The following is a 19,206-nucleotide window of genomic DNA, read 5'->3' on the forward strand; positions in this document are numbered from 1 at the left end:
ACCACCGTACTATTATAAAAGCTAGCAACTCATTATTATCTTTACGTACCATCGCACTGTCTATGCAAAACACAATCGCAACACGTATATATGATTTTTTAAAGCAGTTCCCGCCTTTTCAGTTTATGGCGAGTGATGATCTCTTTAAAATATCTACACTGGCAACTGTGCTCTATCTAGATAAAGATCAGATTCTTTTTTCTCGAGACGAGCTTTATAGTGATCGCTTTTATATCGTTCAGCAAGGCGCCATAAAACTCACCAGACCTTCTGGTAATAAGACAAAGGTGGTAGACATTTGTGATGAGGGAGATTTATTTGGCCTTAAAGTAACAAGTGAGAACACCTACCGTACGACAGCAACGGCAAATGAGGAAACTATTATCTATACGATACCGGTAGAAGCGTTTTCCGCTTTCGCGAAAGCGAACAAAGCCATCTCAAATTACCTCATCGCCAGCTTTGCTTCAAACATAAAGGACCCCTACACCTTACAACAAAACGGATCCTTACTTAACACCTATGAGCCCGATCGCAATCAAGACTTGCTAGGCTTGCAACAAGCAAACTACAGTAAGAATGTAATAAGCTGTGACCCAAGTGCTACTGTGCAAGAGGCAGCACAACTTATGCAATCTAGCAGGATAGGTAGTCTGGTTGTAACTAGCAACGAGCTACCTGTTGGGATTTTGACTAATAGGGAACTGCGCAACGCCATTGCAAGTGGTACAGACACTACAAGCACACTTACAAAGAATATAATGATTCATCCCGTGGTGTGCGCTCCTGGAGATATAACGGTAGGGCAGGCGCAGCTTATGCTTATAAAGTACGGAGTAAATCATCTCGTAATTACAAAAGATGGAACAGATAGAAGCGCTATAATAGGGATACTAAGCAAGCACGATATTGTAGTTTCATTTGGTAATAGTCCCGCAGAGCTTATTAAAGAAATCAAAAGAGTAGAAAAGACTAAACTCCTACGTATGTCTTGGGAGAAAGCAACAGTAATACTTACCAACTACCTTAACCAAGGCTTACCACTATCGCACATACTCAATATCTTCTCTGAGCTTAAAGGTGCTCTCATATATCGCACGATGGAACTCTCACTAGCCAAAATGAGCGAACCACCTCCAGTGCCTTTTACTTGGCTAGCTTTAGGGAGTCAAGGCAGGGAAGAACAGCTGTTATATACAGATCAAGATAATGCCCTTGTTTATCAAAATGTCCCCGCAGAAAAGGAGGAAGCCACAAAAGCCTATTTCTTAAGACTGGCAAACCGTATGAACAAACGCCTGCATAAAATAGGCTATGATTATTGCCCTGCAGATATGATGGGGAGCAACCCTTTGTATTGTTTACCCATAAGTGAGTGGAAAGAAAAATTTAAAGGCTGGATATATGACCCCTCACCAGAGAGTATGCTACTCTCGGGTATCTTTTTTGATTACAGGCGTACCTTTGGAAGCCAGCAACTCGTTAACGAACTCACTACTCATATTTACAGTTTACTAGGCGACAGCTCCATTTTTTATCGATTTATGGCAAAAGATGCGCTTAAAAATCCGCCGCCGGTGAGTTTTTTCAGAAACTTTCTGGTAGAAAGTGATGGAGCTCATAAAGATGAATTTGATATAAAAAACAGAGCAATGGCACCTCTTATAGGTGCGGCAAGAGTACTTTCTCTATATCACGGTCTAAAAAATGTAAATAGAACTTCTACTAGATACGAGCAACTCGCAATGCTAGAACCAGAAAACCGCGAGTTATATGAAAGTTGTGCTTATGCATTTAAAGCACTACTTAAATTTAGAGTACAACAAGGTTTAAAAAACGGAGATAGCGGCCGCTTTATACAACTAGAGTCATTATCAAAATCTGATAGACTTAAACTCAAGAGATGTTTTAAACCTTTACGGGATGTGCAAGAAGTACTACGTGTGCGATTTCAAACTCAAAACTTAAGCTAGATGTCCTTATTCTCAAAAAATAATGACTCACAACCAGAGTTTTGGATAAAGTATCTTGACGCTTTCGCGAAAGAAAAAAAGGAAAAACGCTTCTTTAAAAAAACCGTAGGTAGCAGAGAATTACAGAATACGCGGTTTGTCGTTTTTGACACAGAGACCACGGGTTTAGATTATAAAAAAGATCGCATTCTTTCCCTAGGTGGTGTTGCTGTGGTAGGTAATCAAGTTATTGCGGCAGACACGCTCGAGCTGTTTTTAAAACAAGACTTTTACAATCCAGACAGCGCACAAATACACGGCATTTTAAAACAAGGCAATTACCTCAAGGTAAATGAAGAAGAAGCCATTGCCCAGTGTCTAGATTTTATAGGCACAGATATTCTGGTAGGGCATCACGTAGGCTTTGACGTAGCAGTGGTAAATCAATCACTTAAAAGAGCTGGGCTAGGCAGGCTAAAAAACAGACAACTCGATACAGAGATTTTATACAAGAGACTAGTACACCCAGTAAACAGACCTCTACAAGACAAACGCTACACCCTAGATGAGCTTGCCGAAGCGCTTAAAATACCACTACACGACAGGCATACCGCAGCAGGAGACTCTTTAATCACGGCGCTTGCTTTTATAAAAATTGTTCATAAACTCAACAGCGATGGCGAGATGAAATTAAAACACCTTTTTAGATGATTAATCAAGACACACTTATTGTATTTGACATAGACGGTACACTTACAGACAGCATACCAACCTATTTACCCGTAATAACCAAAGTACTTGCAGATATAGGTCTTAAAGATATAGATACAGACTATGATAACTACCTGCATCATACAGACCGCTATGCACTAGAGTATAATTATGAGCGCAATTTTGGCAAGAAAGCACCACAAGATTTACGGTACACACTAGACACTCTCTTGGGAGAAGAGCTCATAAAACATCCTTCTGTTCCAGAGATAAAAGGTGCTACAACATTGCTTGAGATTCTCATAAACGAAAAAATTCCTTTTGCATATGGTACGGGAGCTTTCCCAAAAGCAACAGTGGTAAAGATGGAAGGCTCTGGTGTGCCATTTATACCAGAAGTACTCGCTACCTCGCTAGAAAATGTATCACGAGTAGGTTTTGTAAAAGAAGCCATAGAGAAGTCTAAGGCACATTATGGTCACTCTAGTTTTGAGCGCATCATTGCTGTGGGCGATGGTCTCTGGGATCTCAAAGCTGCACAAGATCTTGAGATAGACTTTTTAGGCATAGGCATAAAAAACAAAGACGCAATGTTTAAAAATGGATGCACGCATTGGGTAAAAGACTATGCAAATTTTGACCTCTCGCAATTTGGATAGATTAAAAATGTGTGGGTAAAGGTTTATAATTACGCTTTCGCGAAAGCGTAAACTTACTACTTACTTTCTAAAATAGCCATTAGCTTTTCTGCTCCTTGCATTTTTGCGTGATCGTAAGCGGTGTTTCCTTTCTCGTCTACGTGGCCTGTGTCTGCACCATTATCTATAAGTAGCTGTGCAATTTCTGACTGTGCAAAAGTTGCTGCATATATCAAAGCCGTTGCACTATTTAAATTTTTAGCATTTACATCTGCACCGTGGTCTATAAGAAGCTTTGCAATGGCCGCATAACCCTTAAAACAAACACCCATAAGAGCCGTGTTACCAGAAGCATCTTTTGCATTAAGATCTGGTTTGTGCTTAAGCATAGCCTCTGCCATATCTTGATTACCATAATAAGTCGCAAGTAAGAGTGGTGTTGAACCACGTTGATCTTTTATATTAATAAGCTCTGGGTGTGCCGTTATAATCGCTTTTACCATCTCTACATCTCCGTTGCGTATGGCATCAAAAAGTTTGTCATTCATAATATGCTGTGCTATCTAACTTAATGTATAAATATAATCACAAAACAAATATCGCGCTCACTAGCAGTCATAATATTTACCTATAATATGATTTGGGTATTCTTTACACAAGAATTTGTTCTTCTGGAAGACTCGCTAAAATCTTGTTAATTACAATTCTCTTAAGACCCTAAGCTCAAGTTCTAAACTATATTTAAAAACACTAACCAAAACTATATTACAATGAGCAACTCTGCATTATCAAACTGGCTAGAAAAAGATACAATGGCATCTACCGCTTCGAGAGGAGTTATCTCTGGTGTACTAGGTGGACTTGCAGGTACTATTGTAAAATCTGCAATCGAACGTTTTTTACCAGTAAGACAGCCTAACACAGAAAGCGCGCAACTTAAACTAGTAGATAATATTTCTGAAAAACTCACGGGTGAAACCGTAAGTGCTTCAAACCGAGATCTAGCAGAACAACTGGTAAACATCCCAATAGGAGTGACACTAGGCGCGAGTCTAGGCTATGCAAAACGCGACAGACCAGAGACTAATGTGGTGGAGGGCGCCCTCTTTGGTACGACAGCATATCTTGCTACACACGAGACATCATTACCACTTATGGGTCTAGAAGAAGCTCCAAAAGACATCCCAGTAAAGTTACAAGCAAATGAGTTTCTGGCTCACGTAGCCTTTGGTATAACTGCAGAGCTAGTGAGAGGCTGGGTCGCTAGAAGACTAGATGATTAATCTAACTTTTTATCCTTTACCTTTTCAATCATTCTAAAGATATAAGGCTTTATAAGTTCTGGTCTCGCCCAGGCAATCTCGTGACCAGTATCTGGTATAGTGATAACTTCACTATTTAAGAATACTCTTTTAGTATAATTTATATTCTCGTAAGGAACTAAATCATCTTTATCACCGTGTATATGTATTACTGGTATTGTAAGCTTGGACCAATCTCCTGCAATACGTAGTAACTCAGCTGCGTGAACGGTTTTTTCATCTCCAGCAACGCGATAGCCTGTAGGTACTAACCATCGTGTAAGCCAAAATTGTGTAAAATCTGATTGCCAGATACGTTGTTCATTATCAGGATCTATAGCGGGTGAAATCATAATTACTCCTTTTATCGCTGGATTAGTTATAGCAAGCCTTGCTGCAAGCGGACCTCCATATGAAGAACCAATTGCAATCACATTATCTATATTGTGGTATTGCAATAAATTATTAATAATTGTTGCTTGTTGTTCTATAGAAGTAATGGCATCACCAAAATTTGAGTACCCGTAGCCTGGCCTATCTATAGCGTGTAGGTTTGCATTATTATAAAGTGTACTATCATTAAGATATCTACTCCAGGCAGAAAGGGAACTGGGCGACCCGTGCAAGAAGACAAGATTTATATCATTATCACCTACCTCAACAGTCTGAAAACGGATTTTTAAATTAAGACTATCGATCTTAAAGTAGGAAATCTTAGTAGGAATTTGTTCTGAAGAAAATGTTTTTAATATTTCCTTATCACTGGCTCTCCATTGCAGTGTTGTACAACTTGTAAAAGACAGGATAACCCATATAACAAATAGGTATTTTATAACTATATGTTGCATAAAATAGTTGCTGCTTTTTTAAGGGTTTCATCATCTTTTGCAAAGCAAAATCGAAGCATTTTAAAATCTTCTTGATGAAGATTAAATACTGAGGTTGGTATTGATGCTACTTTATGGTCTTTTGTGAGCCTCTTTGCAAAGTCTACATCTTCCTTCTGCGTTATCTCGCTATAATCTAGCATTTGAAAATAAGTTCCAGCAGCGGGTGTTACTTTAAAACGTGAGTCTTTAATTAGGTCTAAAAATAAATCCCTCTTTTGCTGAAAGAAATCATTGAGTCTTAAATAATGTTCTGGTTCTTTAAGATATGTCGCAAAGGCTTTTTGTGATGGGTGATGTACAGAAAAAACATTAAACTGGTGTACTTTCTGAAACTCCTCCATTAATGCCTTAGGCGCTACTGTATAGCCCATTTTCCACCCTGTGTTGTGAAAGGTTTTTCCAAAAGATGCAGTAATAAAACTACGTGCTCGTAGCTCTGGATATCTAGCTACACTCTCGTGTTTTTTACCATCAAAAACAATATGCTCATACACTTCATCACTAAGCAAGATAATATCTGTGCCTTTTAATATTCTAGATAGCTCCATCATATCCTCCTTATCAAGTATAGTACCTGTAGGGTTATGCGGTGTATTTATAAAAAGCATCTTAGTCTTAGGCGTTATAGCACGCTCTACCGCACTCCAGTTTACTTTATACAATGGTGCCTTGAGTTGTATAGGGACTATAGCTCCTCCATTTACCGTTACTGCTGGCTCATAACAATCATATGCTGGTTTAAGAACAATTACCTCATCTCTTGGTCTTATAAAAGCAGATACAATGGTATAAATAGCTTGTGTGGCCCCAGCGGTCACAGTCACCTCACTTTCTGGGTGATAATCACTATCGTATAATGTATTTATCTTATTTGCTATTTGCTCGCGTAGGCCATATACTCCAGGCATAGGTGCATACTGGTTATACCCATCACTCATAGCCTTAGTTACCAGTTGTTGTAACTTGGGATCACTATCAAAACCAGGAAAACCTTGAGCAAGATTAATAGCTCCTTCTTGATGAGCAAGCTTACTCATCACTGTAAAAATGGTGGTACCTACATCTGGTAGTTTTGAAATAAAGTGCATCGCAGTCTCTTTTTCTTTATGATGACTAAAGATAAGACAACTATACTACAGATAAGACAACAGAAACCTTACTCTTATTTACCCATTTCTGCAGCAGTAGTTTCTAGCTCTGCATACCAGTCTTCGCCAAATTTACGTATAAGCGCATCCTTAGTAAACTTGTAAACGGGTACTTTAAGTTCTTGCCCCAGTGTACAGGCGTCATCACAAATAGGCCAGCGGTGATAATTTACTGCCGAAAATGAGCTATACTTTTGTACCCTCACAGGGTATAAATGACAAGAAATAGGTTTTTTCCAGTCTACTTTACCAGCGTTATATGCATCTTCTATACCGCAACTTGCCCAGCCTTTATCATTAAAAGTCACATAGGCACACTCTGCACCATTTACAAGTGGGGTCTCAAGCTCACCATCACGCACGATTGATGTACCCTGTGCCTCAATAGCAGCGATACCTTCTGGGCGTAAAAAAGGTTTTACCTCCTCATAAATGTCTGCCATAATCTTCACCTCATCTTCCTCCAGTGGTGCGCCAGCCTCTCCAGCTATACAGCACTCACCCTTGCAGGCATTAAGATTACAGACAAAATCTTTTTCGATGATGTCTTCAGAAACGATGGTTTTTTTGAGTTGAAACATAGATGGCAAAGATACTGCCTTGTGCTTAAAACTATAAGATATTTTTCACCCCACTTTTGGTATTTGACATCTGGTTTAATTTGCACTTAGTTTTAGAAACCACACTTTTTACACATTGTCCTATTGTGTATCTTTCTAGAGTTATAAGTACGCTTTCGCGAAAGCGTAAACCTAATGTCAACATATAATCTAAGCCTATGAAAACGCTCTTGTACATATTATGTCTAGTCCCACTTTTTGCACTATCCCAAAGCAACTATGATGCAGTTATAGATGAACGTCTTAGAGCAACCTTATTACAGCACAAAGATTTTGTAAGCATTCCTAATCTCCCAGAAAGTCCAGAGCTTATGCTCGAAAACATTGCTTGGGTAGAAAAGAAATATGAGGCACTAGGCTTTACAACTACGCGTCTTAAAAGCGAGACACTACCTATACTACTTACCGAAAAAGTATACGACCCTGCGCTTAAAACCATCTTGTTTTATGTGCATATAGACGGGCAACCGGTAAACCCAGCAGTCTGGGATCAAGAAGATCCTTTTATCCCTGTGCTAAAAAAACAAAACCCATCTGGAACTTGGACGGCAATGGGCTGGGAAGCATTAAACCAAAAAATAAATGATGAATGGCGCATATACGGAAGAGCCGCAGCAGATGATAAAGCACCTATCCTTATGTTCATAACCGCATTAGAAATATTACAGGAGCAAGGCAAAACACCAAATTTTAATATCAAAGTAATTTTTGATCCTCAAGAAGAGTATGGTTCTACTGCTCTACTAGGCACTCTTGACACTTATAAAAATCGCTATGCTGCAGACTATTTTATAGTGATGGATGGCCCTGCGCATAGTTCTAACAGGCCTACACTCACCTTTGGGTGTCGTGGTATTGCCACTTGTGAGATTACAACCTATGGTGCAACATTACCACAACACAGTGGTCATTATGGCAATTATGTGCCTAATCCCGCTTTTAGGCTATCTCATTTACTCTCAAGTATGAAAGACGATGATGGCAAGGTACTTATAGAGGGTTATTATGACGGTGTTACTATAAGCCCAGAACAAGCTCTTGTGATGCAGTCTGTACCATTTACCGCGGCTAGCTTTAATAAAAAACTAGGCTTACACAGCGCCGAAAGTGTGGGTAAAAATTATCAAGAAGCCCTTCAATATCCCACGCTCAATGTGAGACAGCTCAACACCTCTTGGTCAGGCAAAGGGCTCAAAACTGTAGTACCTAGCACGGCAACGGCACACCTTGATGTACGCCTTGTACCAGAAATAAATGGAGATAACCAGCTAGATAAAATTGTAAAGCACATAAGCAATGAGGGATATTTTGTACTAGACCGACTGCCTACCGCGCAAGAGCGACTTACTCACAAGCGCATAGCAACAGTTAAGACCAAAACTCTAGTAAATGCTTTTAGAACAAGTCCACAGGGAGATTTTGGTGTAAAAATGAGGCAGCGATTAACACAAGTTTTTAATGAAGAGCCCGTAACGATACGTATGATGGGTGGTACGGTGCCTATTGTACCGCTTATTAACACCTTAAATCTTCCTACCGTTATCTTGCCTCTTGTTAATATGGACAACAACCAGCATAATCCTAATGAGAATATACGCATATGTAATATGAGACAAGGTATTAAAGTGTGTCTTGGCCTTTTTGAAACCAATTTCTAGCTTGTAAAAAATTCAATAAAAAAGCCGACTTATGATAAGTCGGCTTTTGTTTTTTGTTTCGCTTTCGCGAAAGCGTAATTATATTACTTCACGTCAAAACGATCTGCATCCATCACTTTTACAAATGCTTTTACAAAGTCATTTACAAAACGATCTTCGCCGTCGCTTGCTCCATAAACCTCTGCAACAGCTCTTAACTCTGTGTTTGATCCAAAAATAAGATCTGCACGTGAGCCTGTAAATTTCGTCTTACCTGTACGTCTATCAGAACCAGAAAACAACGTATCGTCTGATGATAATGCTTTCCAAGTGTATGTAAAATCAAGGAGGTTTACAAAGAAGTCATTTGTAAGTTCTCCAGGTCTATCTGTAAAAACTCCTACTTTTGACCCATCATAGTTTGCACCTAGAACTCTTAATCCACCCACGAGTACTGTCATCTCTGGAATTGAAAGTCCTAACAATTGTGCTCTGTCTACAAGCATAGTCTCGGCAGCTTGTGCTTTCTGAGAGCTTTGTACATAGTTTCTAAAACCATCTGCTTTTGGCTCTAGGTACCCAAAACTATCTATATCTGTATCTTCTTGAGTAGCATCTACTCTACCAGGAGTAAAAGGCACCGTAATCTCTCTTCCAGCTTTCATTGCTGCAAGCTCTATACCTACACTACCTGCAAGTACAATTAAATCTGCTAGAGAAACCTCTCCATCAAACGTATTTTGTATATCCTTAAGAAGGATAAGTACTTTGTTGAGCTGCTCTGGATTATTTACTTCCCAGTGGCTCTGTGGTGCTAGTGCAATACGTGCGCCATTTGCTCCTCCTCTTTTATCTGAATCTCTATATGTAGAGGCACTTGCCCAAGCTGTTGTTACCATTTCTGCTATAGTAAGGTCGCTATCTGCAATAGCGCTCTTAAGGATCTCAACTTGTGCATCACTTAGTGTATAACCATTTGCTTCTGGAAGTGGATCTTGCCATAATAACTTCTCTCCAGGCATTTCTGGACCTAAGTATCTAGATAATGGTCCCATATCACGGTGTGTAAGTTTATACCAAGCACGTGCAAAAGCATCTTCGAAAGCTTTATGATCTTCGTGAAACTTTTTTGAAATTTTAAGGTACTCTGGATCTACTTTAAGTGCAATATCTGCCGTGGTCATCATAAGACGTTGCTTTTTTGAAGCATCTCCTGCTGTAGGAGCCATTCTAGCATTGCTCTCTTCCGTAGGTGTCCACTGGTGTGCTCCTGCAGGACTTTTTGTAAGTTCCCAGTCATAGTTGAGAAGTACGTCAAAATAGTCTGCATCCCACTGTGTTGGATTAGGAGTCCAAGCACCTTCAATACCTGAGGTAATTGTGTCATCTAGCACTCCACTTTTATAACTGTTTTTCCAGCCGGTACTCATTTCTTCTATAGAAGCTCCGTGAGGCTCTGTACCTACATACTTCTCTGGATCTGCCGCACCGTGTGCTTTCCCAAAAGTGTGTCCTCCAGCAACAAGTGCTACTGTTTCCTCATCATTCATCGCCATACGGCCAAAGGTCTCTCTCACATTTGCTGCAGAGCCCATAGGGTCTGGGTTTCCGTTAGGGCCTTCTGGATTTACATAAATCCACCCCATCATTACTGCTGCAAGTGGTGCTTCTAGATCACCATCTTTATAACGGGCATCGTTTGCTCCCCACTCTACTTCACTACCCCAGTAAATATCTTGCTCTGGCTCCCAGACATCTTCACGTCCTCCTGAGAAACCAAATGTTGGGAAGCCCATAGACTCTAGCGCACAGTTACCTGCTAAAATCATAAGGTCTGCCCAAGATATTTTGTTTCCATATTTCTTTTTAATAGGCCATAAAAGTAAACGAGCCTTATCTAGGTTACCATTATCTGGCCAGCTATTAAGCGGAGCAAAACGCTGCGATCCAGAACCTGATCCACCGCGACCATCACCTATACGATATGTACCGGCACTGTGCCAAGCCATACGTATCATAAATCCTCCGTAGTGACCATAATCTGCAGGCCACCAGTCTTGAGAGTCTGTCATTAGATCTATAACATCTTTTTTAAGGGCTGTAAAATCTAAACTTTTAAAAGCAGCTGCATAGTCAAAATCTTCACCCATAGGGTCAGATTTTGTAGCATTCTGGCGTAGTACGTTAAGTCTAAGCTCATTAGGCCACCAGTCTCTATTTGTTGTTCCTCCTCCAGCAAATTGTTTATGGGCTCCTCCTAAAAAAGGACATTTTGCTATAGCAGATGGGTCGTTAAGGTCAAAGGTCTCTGTGTTTTTCATTTTTTTATTTTCTAGGTGAATTATAAAAGTATTTTAAAAGGGGCTCTGTAACTATAGTTTATCATTTAAATAATTTTAATTCAAATAGATTTTATCTATACTCATAGTGGGGCGACCTGCTATTATTACGTTAAGGTGATTAAGATTCACACACAAGTTAACATTTAATCTGCTCATTTTAAATATCTTGTATAAAGATAATTAAGAATTACGCTTTCGCGAAAGCGTAATTAAAACTTTACAATTTATTCACACCAAAAGTGAAAGATGCAGCGTGTAATTTGAGGTATCTTTGCGCCGTCTTAAAAAAAGCACTAATGAAAATAGATTTAAAGGAGATTCTAACCGCTACAATGGTTCTTTTTGCAGTTATCGACATTGTAGGAAGTATCCCTATTGTTTTAAAACTACGTAAGAAAGCAGGTCACATACAGAGTGAGAAAGCGGCGCTAGTTGCTCTTATTGTGATGACCTTATTTGTTTTTGTAGGTGAGAGCATACTAGGTGTTATAGGTATTAATGTATATGAGTTTGCTGTTGCGGGTTCATTTATTCTCTTTTTTATTGCACTAGAGATGATACTAGGTGTAAGCCTTTTTAAAGATGACGATACACTTAGTAAAAAGACGGTTTCTGTTTTTCCGCTAGCTTTCCCGCTTATTGCTGGTCCTGGTACTCTTACTTCTCTTCTAGCACTAAGAGCAGAGTATGACCTTATGAACATTCTTATAGCTGTCGTTCTTAACATCTTGCTTGTTTATCTAGTACTTAAAACGTCAAGACACATTGAACGATTTTTAGGAAAGAACGGTATTGCTATTATACATAAAGTTTTTGGTGTAATTTTGTTAGCCATTGCTGTAAAGTTATTTACTGCAAACATTCAAGAACTTTTCAAATAGACGTATGAAATTTGTTATCCCTATAGGTATTTTACTAGCACTAGGTCTTCTTATTTACAATCTCACCTTGCTTGATTTTTCTAACCCTTTACAGGGAGATAGTAGCATTGCACTTATAGGCATAATAGCCTGTGCTTGTGCAATTTTATTACTCTTAATATTGCGTACCTCTCGTAAGATAGCCGAAAAGCACGGTAAGTAATTACATTAGGTAAATAATGTATGGGTTATATATCTCGTATATAATGCCAACTATTAAAGTTAATATAGCTAAGACTGTAAAAGCTATGTGCAACTTTTGATACCATAAGTTACGATGTAATTTATGTATGAGTTTTTTATCATCTAGCTGCTCAATTTGCTCTAAGATGACTGGTGGCTTTAAATAAAAAGGACTTACAGATATGCCGTGACGTATGAGTAGCCCAGCACTATTATCCATCAACCTAAAGATGATTGCAATTATATATACAAAAACGGCTACTACCATTAACATAGTTTATTCTTCTTTTGAAAGAGCAATGACCTTTTTGATCACATCGTCTTCTTGATTAACCATCATCTCAAAAGCATTGTTACCAAAGAGCTGTCCAGCCATAGTAGCTTTGAGATATCTTCTATACAATTCTTTATAATTACTAGCCTTTAACGTAATTTTTCTAAAACGAGCGAAAGATATAAAATCTTCTATTACAGCATCTGTAATGGTAACTTCATTTTTAAACTGCTCCATAGATAGTGAGTTATAGTAAGGCCTATCTTTTTCTAATTGTTCAAAAATAAAGAGGCGCATATAACCAGACCTCAGTACGTAGTTAAGATGTTCAACTTCATAGTCTGTGTTTTTAGGCACAAATACATCTGGAATAATACCACCACCACCATAAACTATCTTACCCTTTGGGGTTCTAAATTTCAATGAATCTGCTACTTTAATACTATCTGCACTGCGCAACTCTCCGTTTTCATACCTGTTAAGGTAATCTTCATAATAATCTTTATCTCCTAGCTCATACGGTTTTTGTATTGATCTACCAGTAGGTGTATAGTAGCGAGCTATTGTAAGCCTTACCGCACTTCCATCTCCCAAATCCATCTCACGCTGTACAAGGCCTTTTCCAAAGGACCTGCGCCCCACTATAATGCCTTTGTCATTATCTTGAAGTGCTCCCGCAACGATTTCACTCGCGCTTGCCGAATTTTCATTAATAAGTACAAAAACTTCACCCTCTTCAAAGAGACCACCGTTATCTGTATAACTATTAGATATCTTACCCGATTTATTTTTAGTAAATAATATGAGCTTATCTTCTTCTAAAAATTCATCTACTACCCCCTCTGCGCTCGAGATATAGCCCCCTGGATTATCTCTTAAATCTAAAGCAATACTAGTTGCGCCTTGATTTTTTAAAACCGTAAGTGCATCTACAAACTCTTTATGAGTAGACTCTGCAAAACGATTAATTTTTACATATCCTAAATCATCAGTAAGCATATAACTACCTATAACGCTAGAGATAGGTACACGATCTCTGTTAAAATTAAAGGTAAGCAAGTCTTCTTCTCCTGGTCTTTTTATCTTAATCTCAATAGGTGTGCGTACTTTTCCTTTAAGAATACGAGATAATGAATCATCTGTAATAGTGTTCTGAGATAAGTCTATTCCATCTGCATATACAATGCGATCACCCCCTTTTACTCCAGCGCTAGCACTTGGACCTCCCTTTATAGCTTGTATTACCGCAATAGAGTCATTATATGGATAAAAACTAACCCCTATACCCACAAAATCGCCTTTCATATTTTCTTCTACAGCTCGGTACTCATCTGGTGGTATATAACTTGAGTGAGGATCTAGATTATCTAAAATACCGTTTACAGTAACATCTACTATACTATCTGTATTTATGGCATCTACATACTCATAGTCTATGTAATCAATAAGTTTATTGAGTTTTTCCTTTTTTGAGTTTGATGCAAAGAGCGCAGTATCGTTATAACCAAAGTCTAACATACTCCCTAGTAAAATCCCTAGGGCGATGCCTAAACCAAATAGTATGGGTATGTACTTGCGCTTAATTTTCATTATGAGTCTATATCTTGAAGGTGCACTATCTCAACGCCAGCTTTTTCTAAAAATTTTACTCCTGTAAGATCTTTATAAGCGCTATGGTAAACCACACGTTTTATACCTGCTTGATGTACTAATTTACTACAATCTTTACAAGGGCTCAGTGTGATATATAAAGTTGCACCGTGGCAAGATTGAGTTGAGCTTGCTACCTTTAGTATAGCATTTGCCTCAGCGTGTAAAACATACCACTTTGTATTATTTTCTTCATCTTCACACACATTTTCAAATCCTGTGGGTGTGCCATTATAACCGTCTGAGATAATCATCTTATCCTTAACGATTATTGCCCCTACCTGCTTGCGATTACAGTACGAGAGTTTTCCCCACTCCCGAGCCATTCTTAGGTATGCTATATCGTATTTATGCTGTTTTGACCCCATTGTGTATTTTGTAATTATGAGTGCGCTTTCGCGAAAGCGTACTAAAAACCCTTTACGCTCCTAAAGTACTATTTTTACTAGAAATTAATACTTGATAATGCATTTTGAAATACTGGTATGGCAACCCCTATTACAATAGAAGATATAACCATCACCCAGTCACGTTGTGAAAACCTAAAAATAGATTGTCCTATAAAACTTACTATTAATACAACGAGTACTATAATAATCTGAGCACTCTCTATACCTAAAGTGTACTCTAGTAACGGAAGTAACTTACTATCTGAACTTGCGGTCATCATCTTAAAATAGGTAGAAAACCCGAGGCCGTGTATAAGCCCAAAGAATAATGCTGCAAAGAGATGTATCCCTAATTTAAGATTTCTATTTTTCTTACCAGCTGTAAAAATATTATATAACGCAGTAATGAGTATAGTTACGGGTATGAGTACCTCTACAAGGGAGCTATTTACACGTATAATCCCATAGGCAGACATTGCTAGTGTGAGCGTATGCCCTATAGTAAATATGGTGACTAGGGTAAAGAGTTTTTTCCAGTTTGAAATGAGGTAGGGTACAGTGAGTACAATTAAAAAGAGAATGTGGTCGTAAGCTTTCCAATCTAATACGTGGAAGAGGCCTTCTTTAAAATAAAACAAGAATGAATCCATCTAAAAAAATTAGGGGGTTTTTATCAAATGTACAAATTATAAATCTTGATTAAATAGCTATCTTTGAGTCTTACTTTTAATACATAAGAAATATGTCTTTTGCAGATTTATATGATAGCGGTTTCCGCCAAAGAAATGAGGATCACTTTGCAGCTATAGTGCGTGTCGCTATGGATGACGGTGTTATCTCAAATAAAGAAAAAGCGTTTTTAGATAGACTTGCTCGTAACCTCTCTATCTCTGCAGAGGATTATGAAATCATTCTTAAAGATTATATGTCTCACCCTATCAATCCCCCTACAACTTATGATAGAAGATTAGAGCGCTTATATGATCTTACTCGTATGGTACACATAGATCACGAGTTTGAAGAAGAAGAGCCTTTACTAGAGCGTCTTGCTATAGGTTTAGGCTTTAACACGAAGAATGCAAGTTATGTTGTGCACAAGGCCCTTACACTAGTTGAAGAAAATGCAGATCTTGATACTTTTCAAGAAGAAATTAAAAATATGAACCGCTAGTTTTTAAAGCGGTTTACAGTGTATAGAAAAAGGGTCAAAATATAAATTTTGACCCTTTTTCTATTTTATAATAAATAAGCTTCTATTCTTCCTCTTCTGAGACTTCAAGAACTTTGTCTTTACGCTTATATCTAGACAAGAGTCGCTCTATTGTTGAAAAGAGTAAATCTGCATCTATAGGCTTTGTAAGATAGGCATTCATACCAGCCTCTTTTGCGGCATCCTGCTCTTCTTGAGACGTTCTTGCTGTGAGCGCTATAATAGGTAACTTACTTACTTTTTTATTGCTACTATTTCTTATTTGTACTGCTGCATCAAGACCATCCATTATAGGCATAGTTAAATCCAATATGACTAAATCATATGGAAATCTGTCTAGATACTCTATTACTCTTTCTCCATTTTTTGCAATATCTAAGCTGTAGGCACCATAATCTGAGAAAAGCCTCATCATAAGAAGTTGATTTACCTCAACATCTTCACCTAGCAGGATACGTGGTCTTTTAGACCCTTTAAGATCTTTCTTTACTCTTTTTTTCTTTGCGCCTTTATCCTTTTTCTGATTATGAGAAACTCCCATATATACAGTAAAGCTAAAGGTTGACCCTTCTCCTTCTAAACTCTTAACTTCTAGATCACTCTCTAACAAGTCTGTGAGTTGTTTTACAATACTCAGACCCAAACCAGACCCTCCAAAAAGACCTCGCTTTTCTAACTGCGTAAAGCTGTCAAAAATACTATCTAGCTTTTCTTTGGGTATACCTATACCTGTATCTGTAACCTCAAACGTCACTGGAATACGACGTGCATTTAATGATGACGTAGTAACCCTAAACTTAATTCCACCTTGATGCGTGTATTTTAACGCATTCTCTAAAAGGTTTACAATAACTTGGTTTATACGTAAATGATCTCCCACTAAAAAACGTGGTATCTTAGAACTCAATTCAAAATCAAATGACAGTCTTTTATCATCTGTACGTATTTGATACGTTTTTGCTAGCTTTTCTACAAACTCTCTAAAATCAAAACGTCGCTTTTTAATATCTAACTTTCCAGCTTCAATTTTTGAGATGTCCATTAGGTCATCTAATATAGTCACAAGATTTTTTGAACTATCTTTTATAATATGTAATACATCAAGTTGCTCTCTTGTGATCTCAGTATTTTCTAATACCGATATAAAGCCCACAATACTATTAAGAGGCGTACGTATCTCGTGGCTTACATTTGCCAAGAATTTATTTTTAAAACTGCGCTGTATCTCTAGCTGCTGGTTAAGTTCTTGAGATATATTAAAGTTTATGATAGACTCATTACGAACCTGCTTTATTTGATGTACCGTCTTATAGTGATCTGTAAGATCGTTTAAGATGAGAACAAGACTCTCATCATCTTCTTGTAGATAAGTTTTTATATCTATAAAGTAATGGCGACTTAACACTTCCATCTGTACACAAAAGAAAGTTTCATCTTGAAGGTTTTCTTCAAAAACAGTACTTAATGCATAAAAGAACGGATGGAAATCCGTGATATTAGAATTTTTTTTTAAGTCAAAAAGATTATTGTCAGAGTCTATAACCTCTAGTTCCTTATTGATTACGACTACTTGCGTAGTTTTATTTATAAAATCTTGTCTGAGGTTATCAAGCATTTTCTAACAATTGGGCTGCCACGTCCTTAAACAGCTGTTCAACATTTTCGCCAGTTTTGGCACTTGAAAGATAACTATGTTGAACTTCTTGCTCATTTAGAGCTTGCTTTACTTCTTCAGCATCGACTAAATCCACTTTATTCCCGATTATGTGCACAGGAACATTAGGGTGCTTTTCTTTTAGGTGGGCTAGATTATATTTTAAGTCACTGTAAGTAACTGGCCTTGACGCATCAAAAACATATACAAAGCTAGAAGCTCCCATAAGGTATGATGGCCTGTACTTAGTAAAATCATCTGTACCCTCAACATCCCATATAATAAGGGTTACCTTATTACTTGTATCAACAACTACTTCCTTTTTCATTATGTGAACACCTATGGTCACGACATAATTATCTGAGAAAGTATTTTCTACAAACCTGCGAAGAAGTGACGATTTACCAACACCAAAATGTCCTAACAATACAATTTTTTTAGATACGCTCATCAGTAAAAAATTCTTTTAATTTTTTTGCAAATATAATATTATCATCAAGGTCTTCCTTATTTACTACGTATTGAGCAAAGTCTAGCAAGACATCTTCCAGTTTATCTTTAAACTTATCATCATATATACCACTTATAATCACGGCAATATAATAGTTTGAAAAATTTTGAAGGTGTATAGTAAATAGTTGGTAATCTATACGCTCTAGCTCCATCTCACCTTTTTCAAAAGCATCTTCTGCAAAGCTTTTTATTGCAGTGAGCATACCAGCCATCATATCTTCATCCATAGTCTGGCTCTTAGCATAATTTGCTTTGAGTATTCCAGAACCTTTTTCAACTACAAGTACTTGTTCAATATACGCTTTATATTCTTCTTTAAGCATCATTGCAGCCGTTGGCCTTTCTTTTGACTTAGACTTAAAAATATTTTTGAAAGAAAATGTTGCGTTTATTTTTTCATTTATGGAGTCACTTAGTTTTGCGACCTCAGCTTGAACGTACTTTTTTATCATTTTTCCCATAATAGGGAAAAGAGCCTCAGCCACGGCCTCTTGAGATTTTTTAATCTCTATTTTTAAGGTTTCAGTGATTACTGGTCCCAGAGTCTCTGGCATTGTGGTCACAAATTGCTGTAAGCGCTCGTCTAGTAATGGATCTATTCTATCAGATAAGTTTTTCTGACTATTTTCTAGTGCTTTGATCTTCTTATAAACGTCTTTTTCAGGCTCTTTCTCATTTGTGAGTAAAAGTTCCTTTAAAATTTCAAGACGTTCATCTGTTGTCATCAATAAGCGTTACCAATTTCTATTATCCTTTCATATTCTTACCTAATCGCACGAGAAGATCTCCAAGACTATCAAGACTCACCTTTTGGTTGTCTATAGCTTCTGTTTTGTCATTTAGGGATTGTTCAAGGTCAGATACACGTATATTCACATCAGTAGTTATATTGTCTAATGCTGTCATAATTTCCTTGCGCGCATCATCTATATAGGCCAACATTTCTTCACGGTTCTTAGCGATATCAGACTTTAACGACTCAAACTCATTATTATACTCTTGTATATTTTCTCCAAAAATAAGGTTCTTGATTACCTCAATTTTTGAGTTTGTTACATCTTCTGTTTGCAGATGTTCTTCTTTTAAATTTTTAGCCATAATAGGGTTTAGCCTTATTGTTGTATTTCAAATATAAAAAAAATACACTTCGTTTACCCCTTAATAATGTCTTATG

At 37.7% G+C, this 19,206-nt stretch carries 21 protein-coding genes; 8 read left to right on the forward strand and 13 right to left on the reverse strand.

Annotation, left to right across the window (positions count from 1 at the left end; all coding sequences use genetic code 11):
* The first annotated feature begins 62 nt into the window (after positions 1-62).
* Genes I597_RS02105 through I597_RS02115 form a run of 3 tightly spaced genes read left to right on the forward strand, consistent with a single transcriptional unit; the run spans position 63 to position 3,322 of the window.
* Positions 63-1,973, forward strand: a complete 1,911-nt coding sequence (locus I597_RS02105) for a DUF294 nucleotidyltransferase-like domain-containing protein (protein ID WP_035325927.1) — start codon at positions 63-65, stop codon at positions 1,971-1,973.
* Positions 1,974-2,663: a 3'-5' exonuclease gene (locus tag I597_RS02110; protein WP_035325929.1), complete on the forward strand. Its 690-nt coding sequence runs from the start codon at positions 1,974-1,976 to the stop codon at positions 2,661-2,663.
* On the forward strand, positions 2,660-3,322 hold the full coding sequence (locus I597_RS02115; protein WP_035325930.1) for an HAD family hydrolase: 663 nt from the start codon (positions 2,660-2,662) through the stop codon (positions 3,320-3,322). Before I597_RS02110 ends, I597_RS02115 begins: the two co-directional genes overlap by 4 nt.
* 56 nt (positions 3,323-3,378) lie before the next feature.
* Here the strand turns inward: I597_RS02115 and I597_RS02120 are convergent, their stop codons facing one another.
* Positions 3,379-3,849 (reverse strand): ankyrin repeat domain-containing protein, encoded by a 471-nt coding sequence (locus tag I597_RS02120; protein WP_035325932.1) that lies wholly within the window; start codon positions 3,847-3,849, stop codon positions 3,379-3,381.
* A gap of 222 nt (positions 3,850-4,071) precedes the next feature.
* On the opposite strand from I597_RS02120, the gene I597_RS02125 reads away from it, so the two are divergent.
* Complete coding sequence (locus tag I597_RS02125) at positions 4,072-4,584, forward strand: DUF1440 domain-containing protein (protein WP_035325933.1); 513 nt, start codon at positions 4,072-4,074, stop codon at positions 4,582-4,584.
* On the opposite strand, the gene I597_RS02130 is transcribed toward I597_RS02125, so the two are convergent.
* The 3 genes from I597_RS02130 to I597_RS02140 form a co-directional block, all read right to left on the reverse strand.
* On the reverse strand, positions 4,581-5,450 hold the full coding sequence (locus I597_RS02130; RefSeq protein WP_035325934.1) for an alpha/beta fold hydrolase: 870 nt from the start codon (positions 5,448-5,450) through the stop codon (positions 4,581-4,583). The two genes, I597_RS02125 and I597_RS02130, sit on opposite strands and share 4 nt — an antisense overlap.
* Complete coding sequence (locus I597_RS02135; RefSeq protein WP_035325936.1) at positions 5,438-6,580, reverse strand: methionine aminotransferase; 1,143 nt, start codon at positions 6,578-6,580, stop codon at positions 5,438-5,440. Before I597_RS02135 ends, I597_RS02130 begins: the two co-directional genes overlap by 13 nt.
* 74 nt (positions 6,581-6,654) lie before the next feature.
* Positions 6,655-7,221, reverse strand: coding sequence for a DUF3109 family protein (locus I597_RS02140; RefSeq protein ID WP_035325937.1), 567 nt, complete (start codon positions 7,219-7,221; stop codon positions 6,655-6,657).
* 197 nt (positions 7,222-7,418) lie between these two features.
* On the opposite strand from I597_RS02140, the gene I597_RS02145 reads away from it, so the two are divergent.
* Positions 7,419-8,918, forward strand: coding sequence for a M20/M25/M40 family metallo-hydrolase (locus tag I597_RS02145; RefSeq protein WP_035325939.1), 1,500 nt, complete (start codon positions 7,419-7,421; stop codon positions 8,916-8,918).
* A gap of 83 nt (positions 8,919-9,001) precedes the next feature.
* Here I597_RS02145 and katG read toward each other — a convergent pair whose 3' ends face one another.
* Positions 9,002-11,218 (reverse strand): catalase/peroxidase HPI, encoded by a 2,217-nt coding sequence (katG, locus tag I597_RS02150; RefSeq protein WP_052111831.1) that lies wholly within the window; start codon positions 11,216-11,218, stop codon positions 9,002-9,004.
* Positions 11,219-11,535: 317 nt separating this feature from the next.
* Between katG and I597_RS02155 the strand changes: the two genes are divergently transcribed.
* Together I597_RS02155 and I597_RS02160 are read left to right on the forward strand one after the other, a co-directional pair.
* Entirely contained in the window at positions 11,536-12,120 is a 585-nt protein-coding gene (locus I597_RS02155) for a MarC family protein (protein WP_035325940.1), read from the forward strand.
* Positions 12,121-12,124: 4 nt separating this feature from the next.
* Entirely contained in the window at positions 12,125-12,322 is a 198-nt protein-coding gene (locus tag I597_RS02160; protein ID WP_035325942.1) for a hypothetical protein, read from the forward strand.
* On the opposite strand, the gene I597_RS02165 is transcribed toward I597_RS02160, so the two are convergent.
* The 4 genes from I597_RS02165 to I597_RS02180 all read right to left on the reverse strand — a co-directional run bounded on the left by I597_RS02165 (position 12,323) and on the right by I597_RS02180 (position 15,305).
* Positions 12,323-12,610, reverse strand: coding sequence for a hypothetical protein (locus tag I597_RS02165; RefSeq protein WP_236626640.1), 288 nt, complete (start codon positions 12,608-12,610; stop codon positions 12,323-12,325). It abuts the gene before it with no gap.
* A 9-nt stretch (positions 12,611-12,619) separates the two neighbouring features.
* Positions 12,620-14,206, reverse strand: a complete 1,587-nt coding sequence (locus tag I597_RS02170) for a S41 family peptidase (RefSeq protein WP_035325945.1) — start codon at positions 14,204-14,206, stop codon at positions 12,620-12,622.
* Positions 14,206-14,634 carry a deoxycytidylate deaminase gene (locus I597_RS02175; RefSeq protein WP_035325946.1) on the reverse strand — a complete coding sequence of 143 codons (429 nt, stop codon included), beginning with the start codon at positions 14,632-14,634 and terminating at the stop codon, positions 14,206-14,208. Before I597_RS02175 ends, I597_RS02170 begins: the two co-directional genes overlap by 1 nt.
* Positions 14,635-14,711: 77 nt before the next feature.
* A complete protein-coding gene (locus tag I597_RS02180) occupies positions 14,712-15,305 on the reverse strand; it encodes a HupE/UreJ family protein (protein ID WP_035325948.1) in 594 nt (197 codons plus the stop codon).
* 92 nt (positions 15,306-15,397) lie between these two features.
* Between I597_RS02180 and I597_RS02185 the strand changes: the two genes are divergently transcribed.
* Positions 15,398-15,826 carry a tellurite resistance TerB family protein gene (locus tag I597_RS02185; RefSeq protein WP_035325949.1) on the forward strand — a complete coding sequence of 143 codons (429 nt, stop codon included), beginning with the start codon at positions 15,398-15,400 and terminating at the stop codon, positions 15,824-15,826.
* Positions 15,827-15,908: 82 nt separating this feature from the next.
* Here the strand turns inward: I597_RS02185 and I597_RS02190 are convergent, their stop codons facing one another.
* From I597_RS02190 to I597_RS02205, 4 genes are read right to left on the reverse strand one after another with little or no spacing between them, the layout of a single operon-like run.
* Positions 15,909-17,480: an ATP-binding protein gene (locus tag I597_RS02190; RefSeq protein WP_052111833.1), complete on the reverse strand. Its 1,572-nt coding sequence runs from the start codon at positions 17,478-17,480 to the stop codon at positions 15,909-15,911.
* On the reverse strand, positions 17,473-17,970 hold the full coding sequence (locus I597_RS02195) for a Rab family GTPase (protein WP_035325951.1): 498 nt from the start codon (positions 17,968-17,970) through the stop codon (positions 17,473-17,475). The genes I597_RS02190 and I597_RS02195 overlap by 8 nt, the downstream gene beginning before the upstream one ends.
* Positions 17,957-18,757, reverse strand: a complete 801-nt coding sequence (locus I597_RS02200; protein ID WP_035325952.1) for a hypothetical protein — start codon at positions 18,755-18,757, stop codon at positions 17,957-17,959. Before I597_RS02200 ends, I597_RS02195 begins: the two co-directional genes overlap by 14 nt.
* A 22-nt stretch (positions 18,758-18,779) precedes the next feature.
* Positions 18,780-19,130 carry a hypothetical protein gene (locus I597_RS02205; protein ID WP_035325953.1) on the reverse strand — a complete coding sequence of 117 codons (351 nt, stop codon included), beginning with the start codon at positions 19,128-19,130 and terminating at the stop codon, positions 18,780-18,782.
* Positions 19,131-19,206 lie beyond the last annotated feature (76 nt).

Source organism: Dokdonia donghaensis DSW-1 (assembly GCF_001653755.1).
Lineage (GTDB): Bacteria > Bacteroidota > Bacteroidia > Flavobacteriales > Flavobacteriaceae > Dokdonia > Dokdonia donghaensis.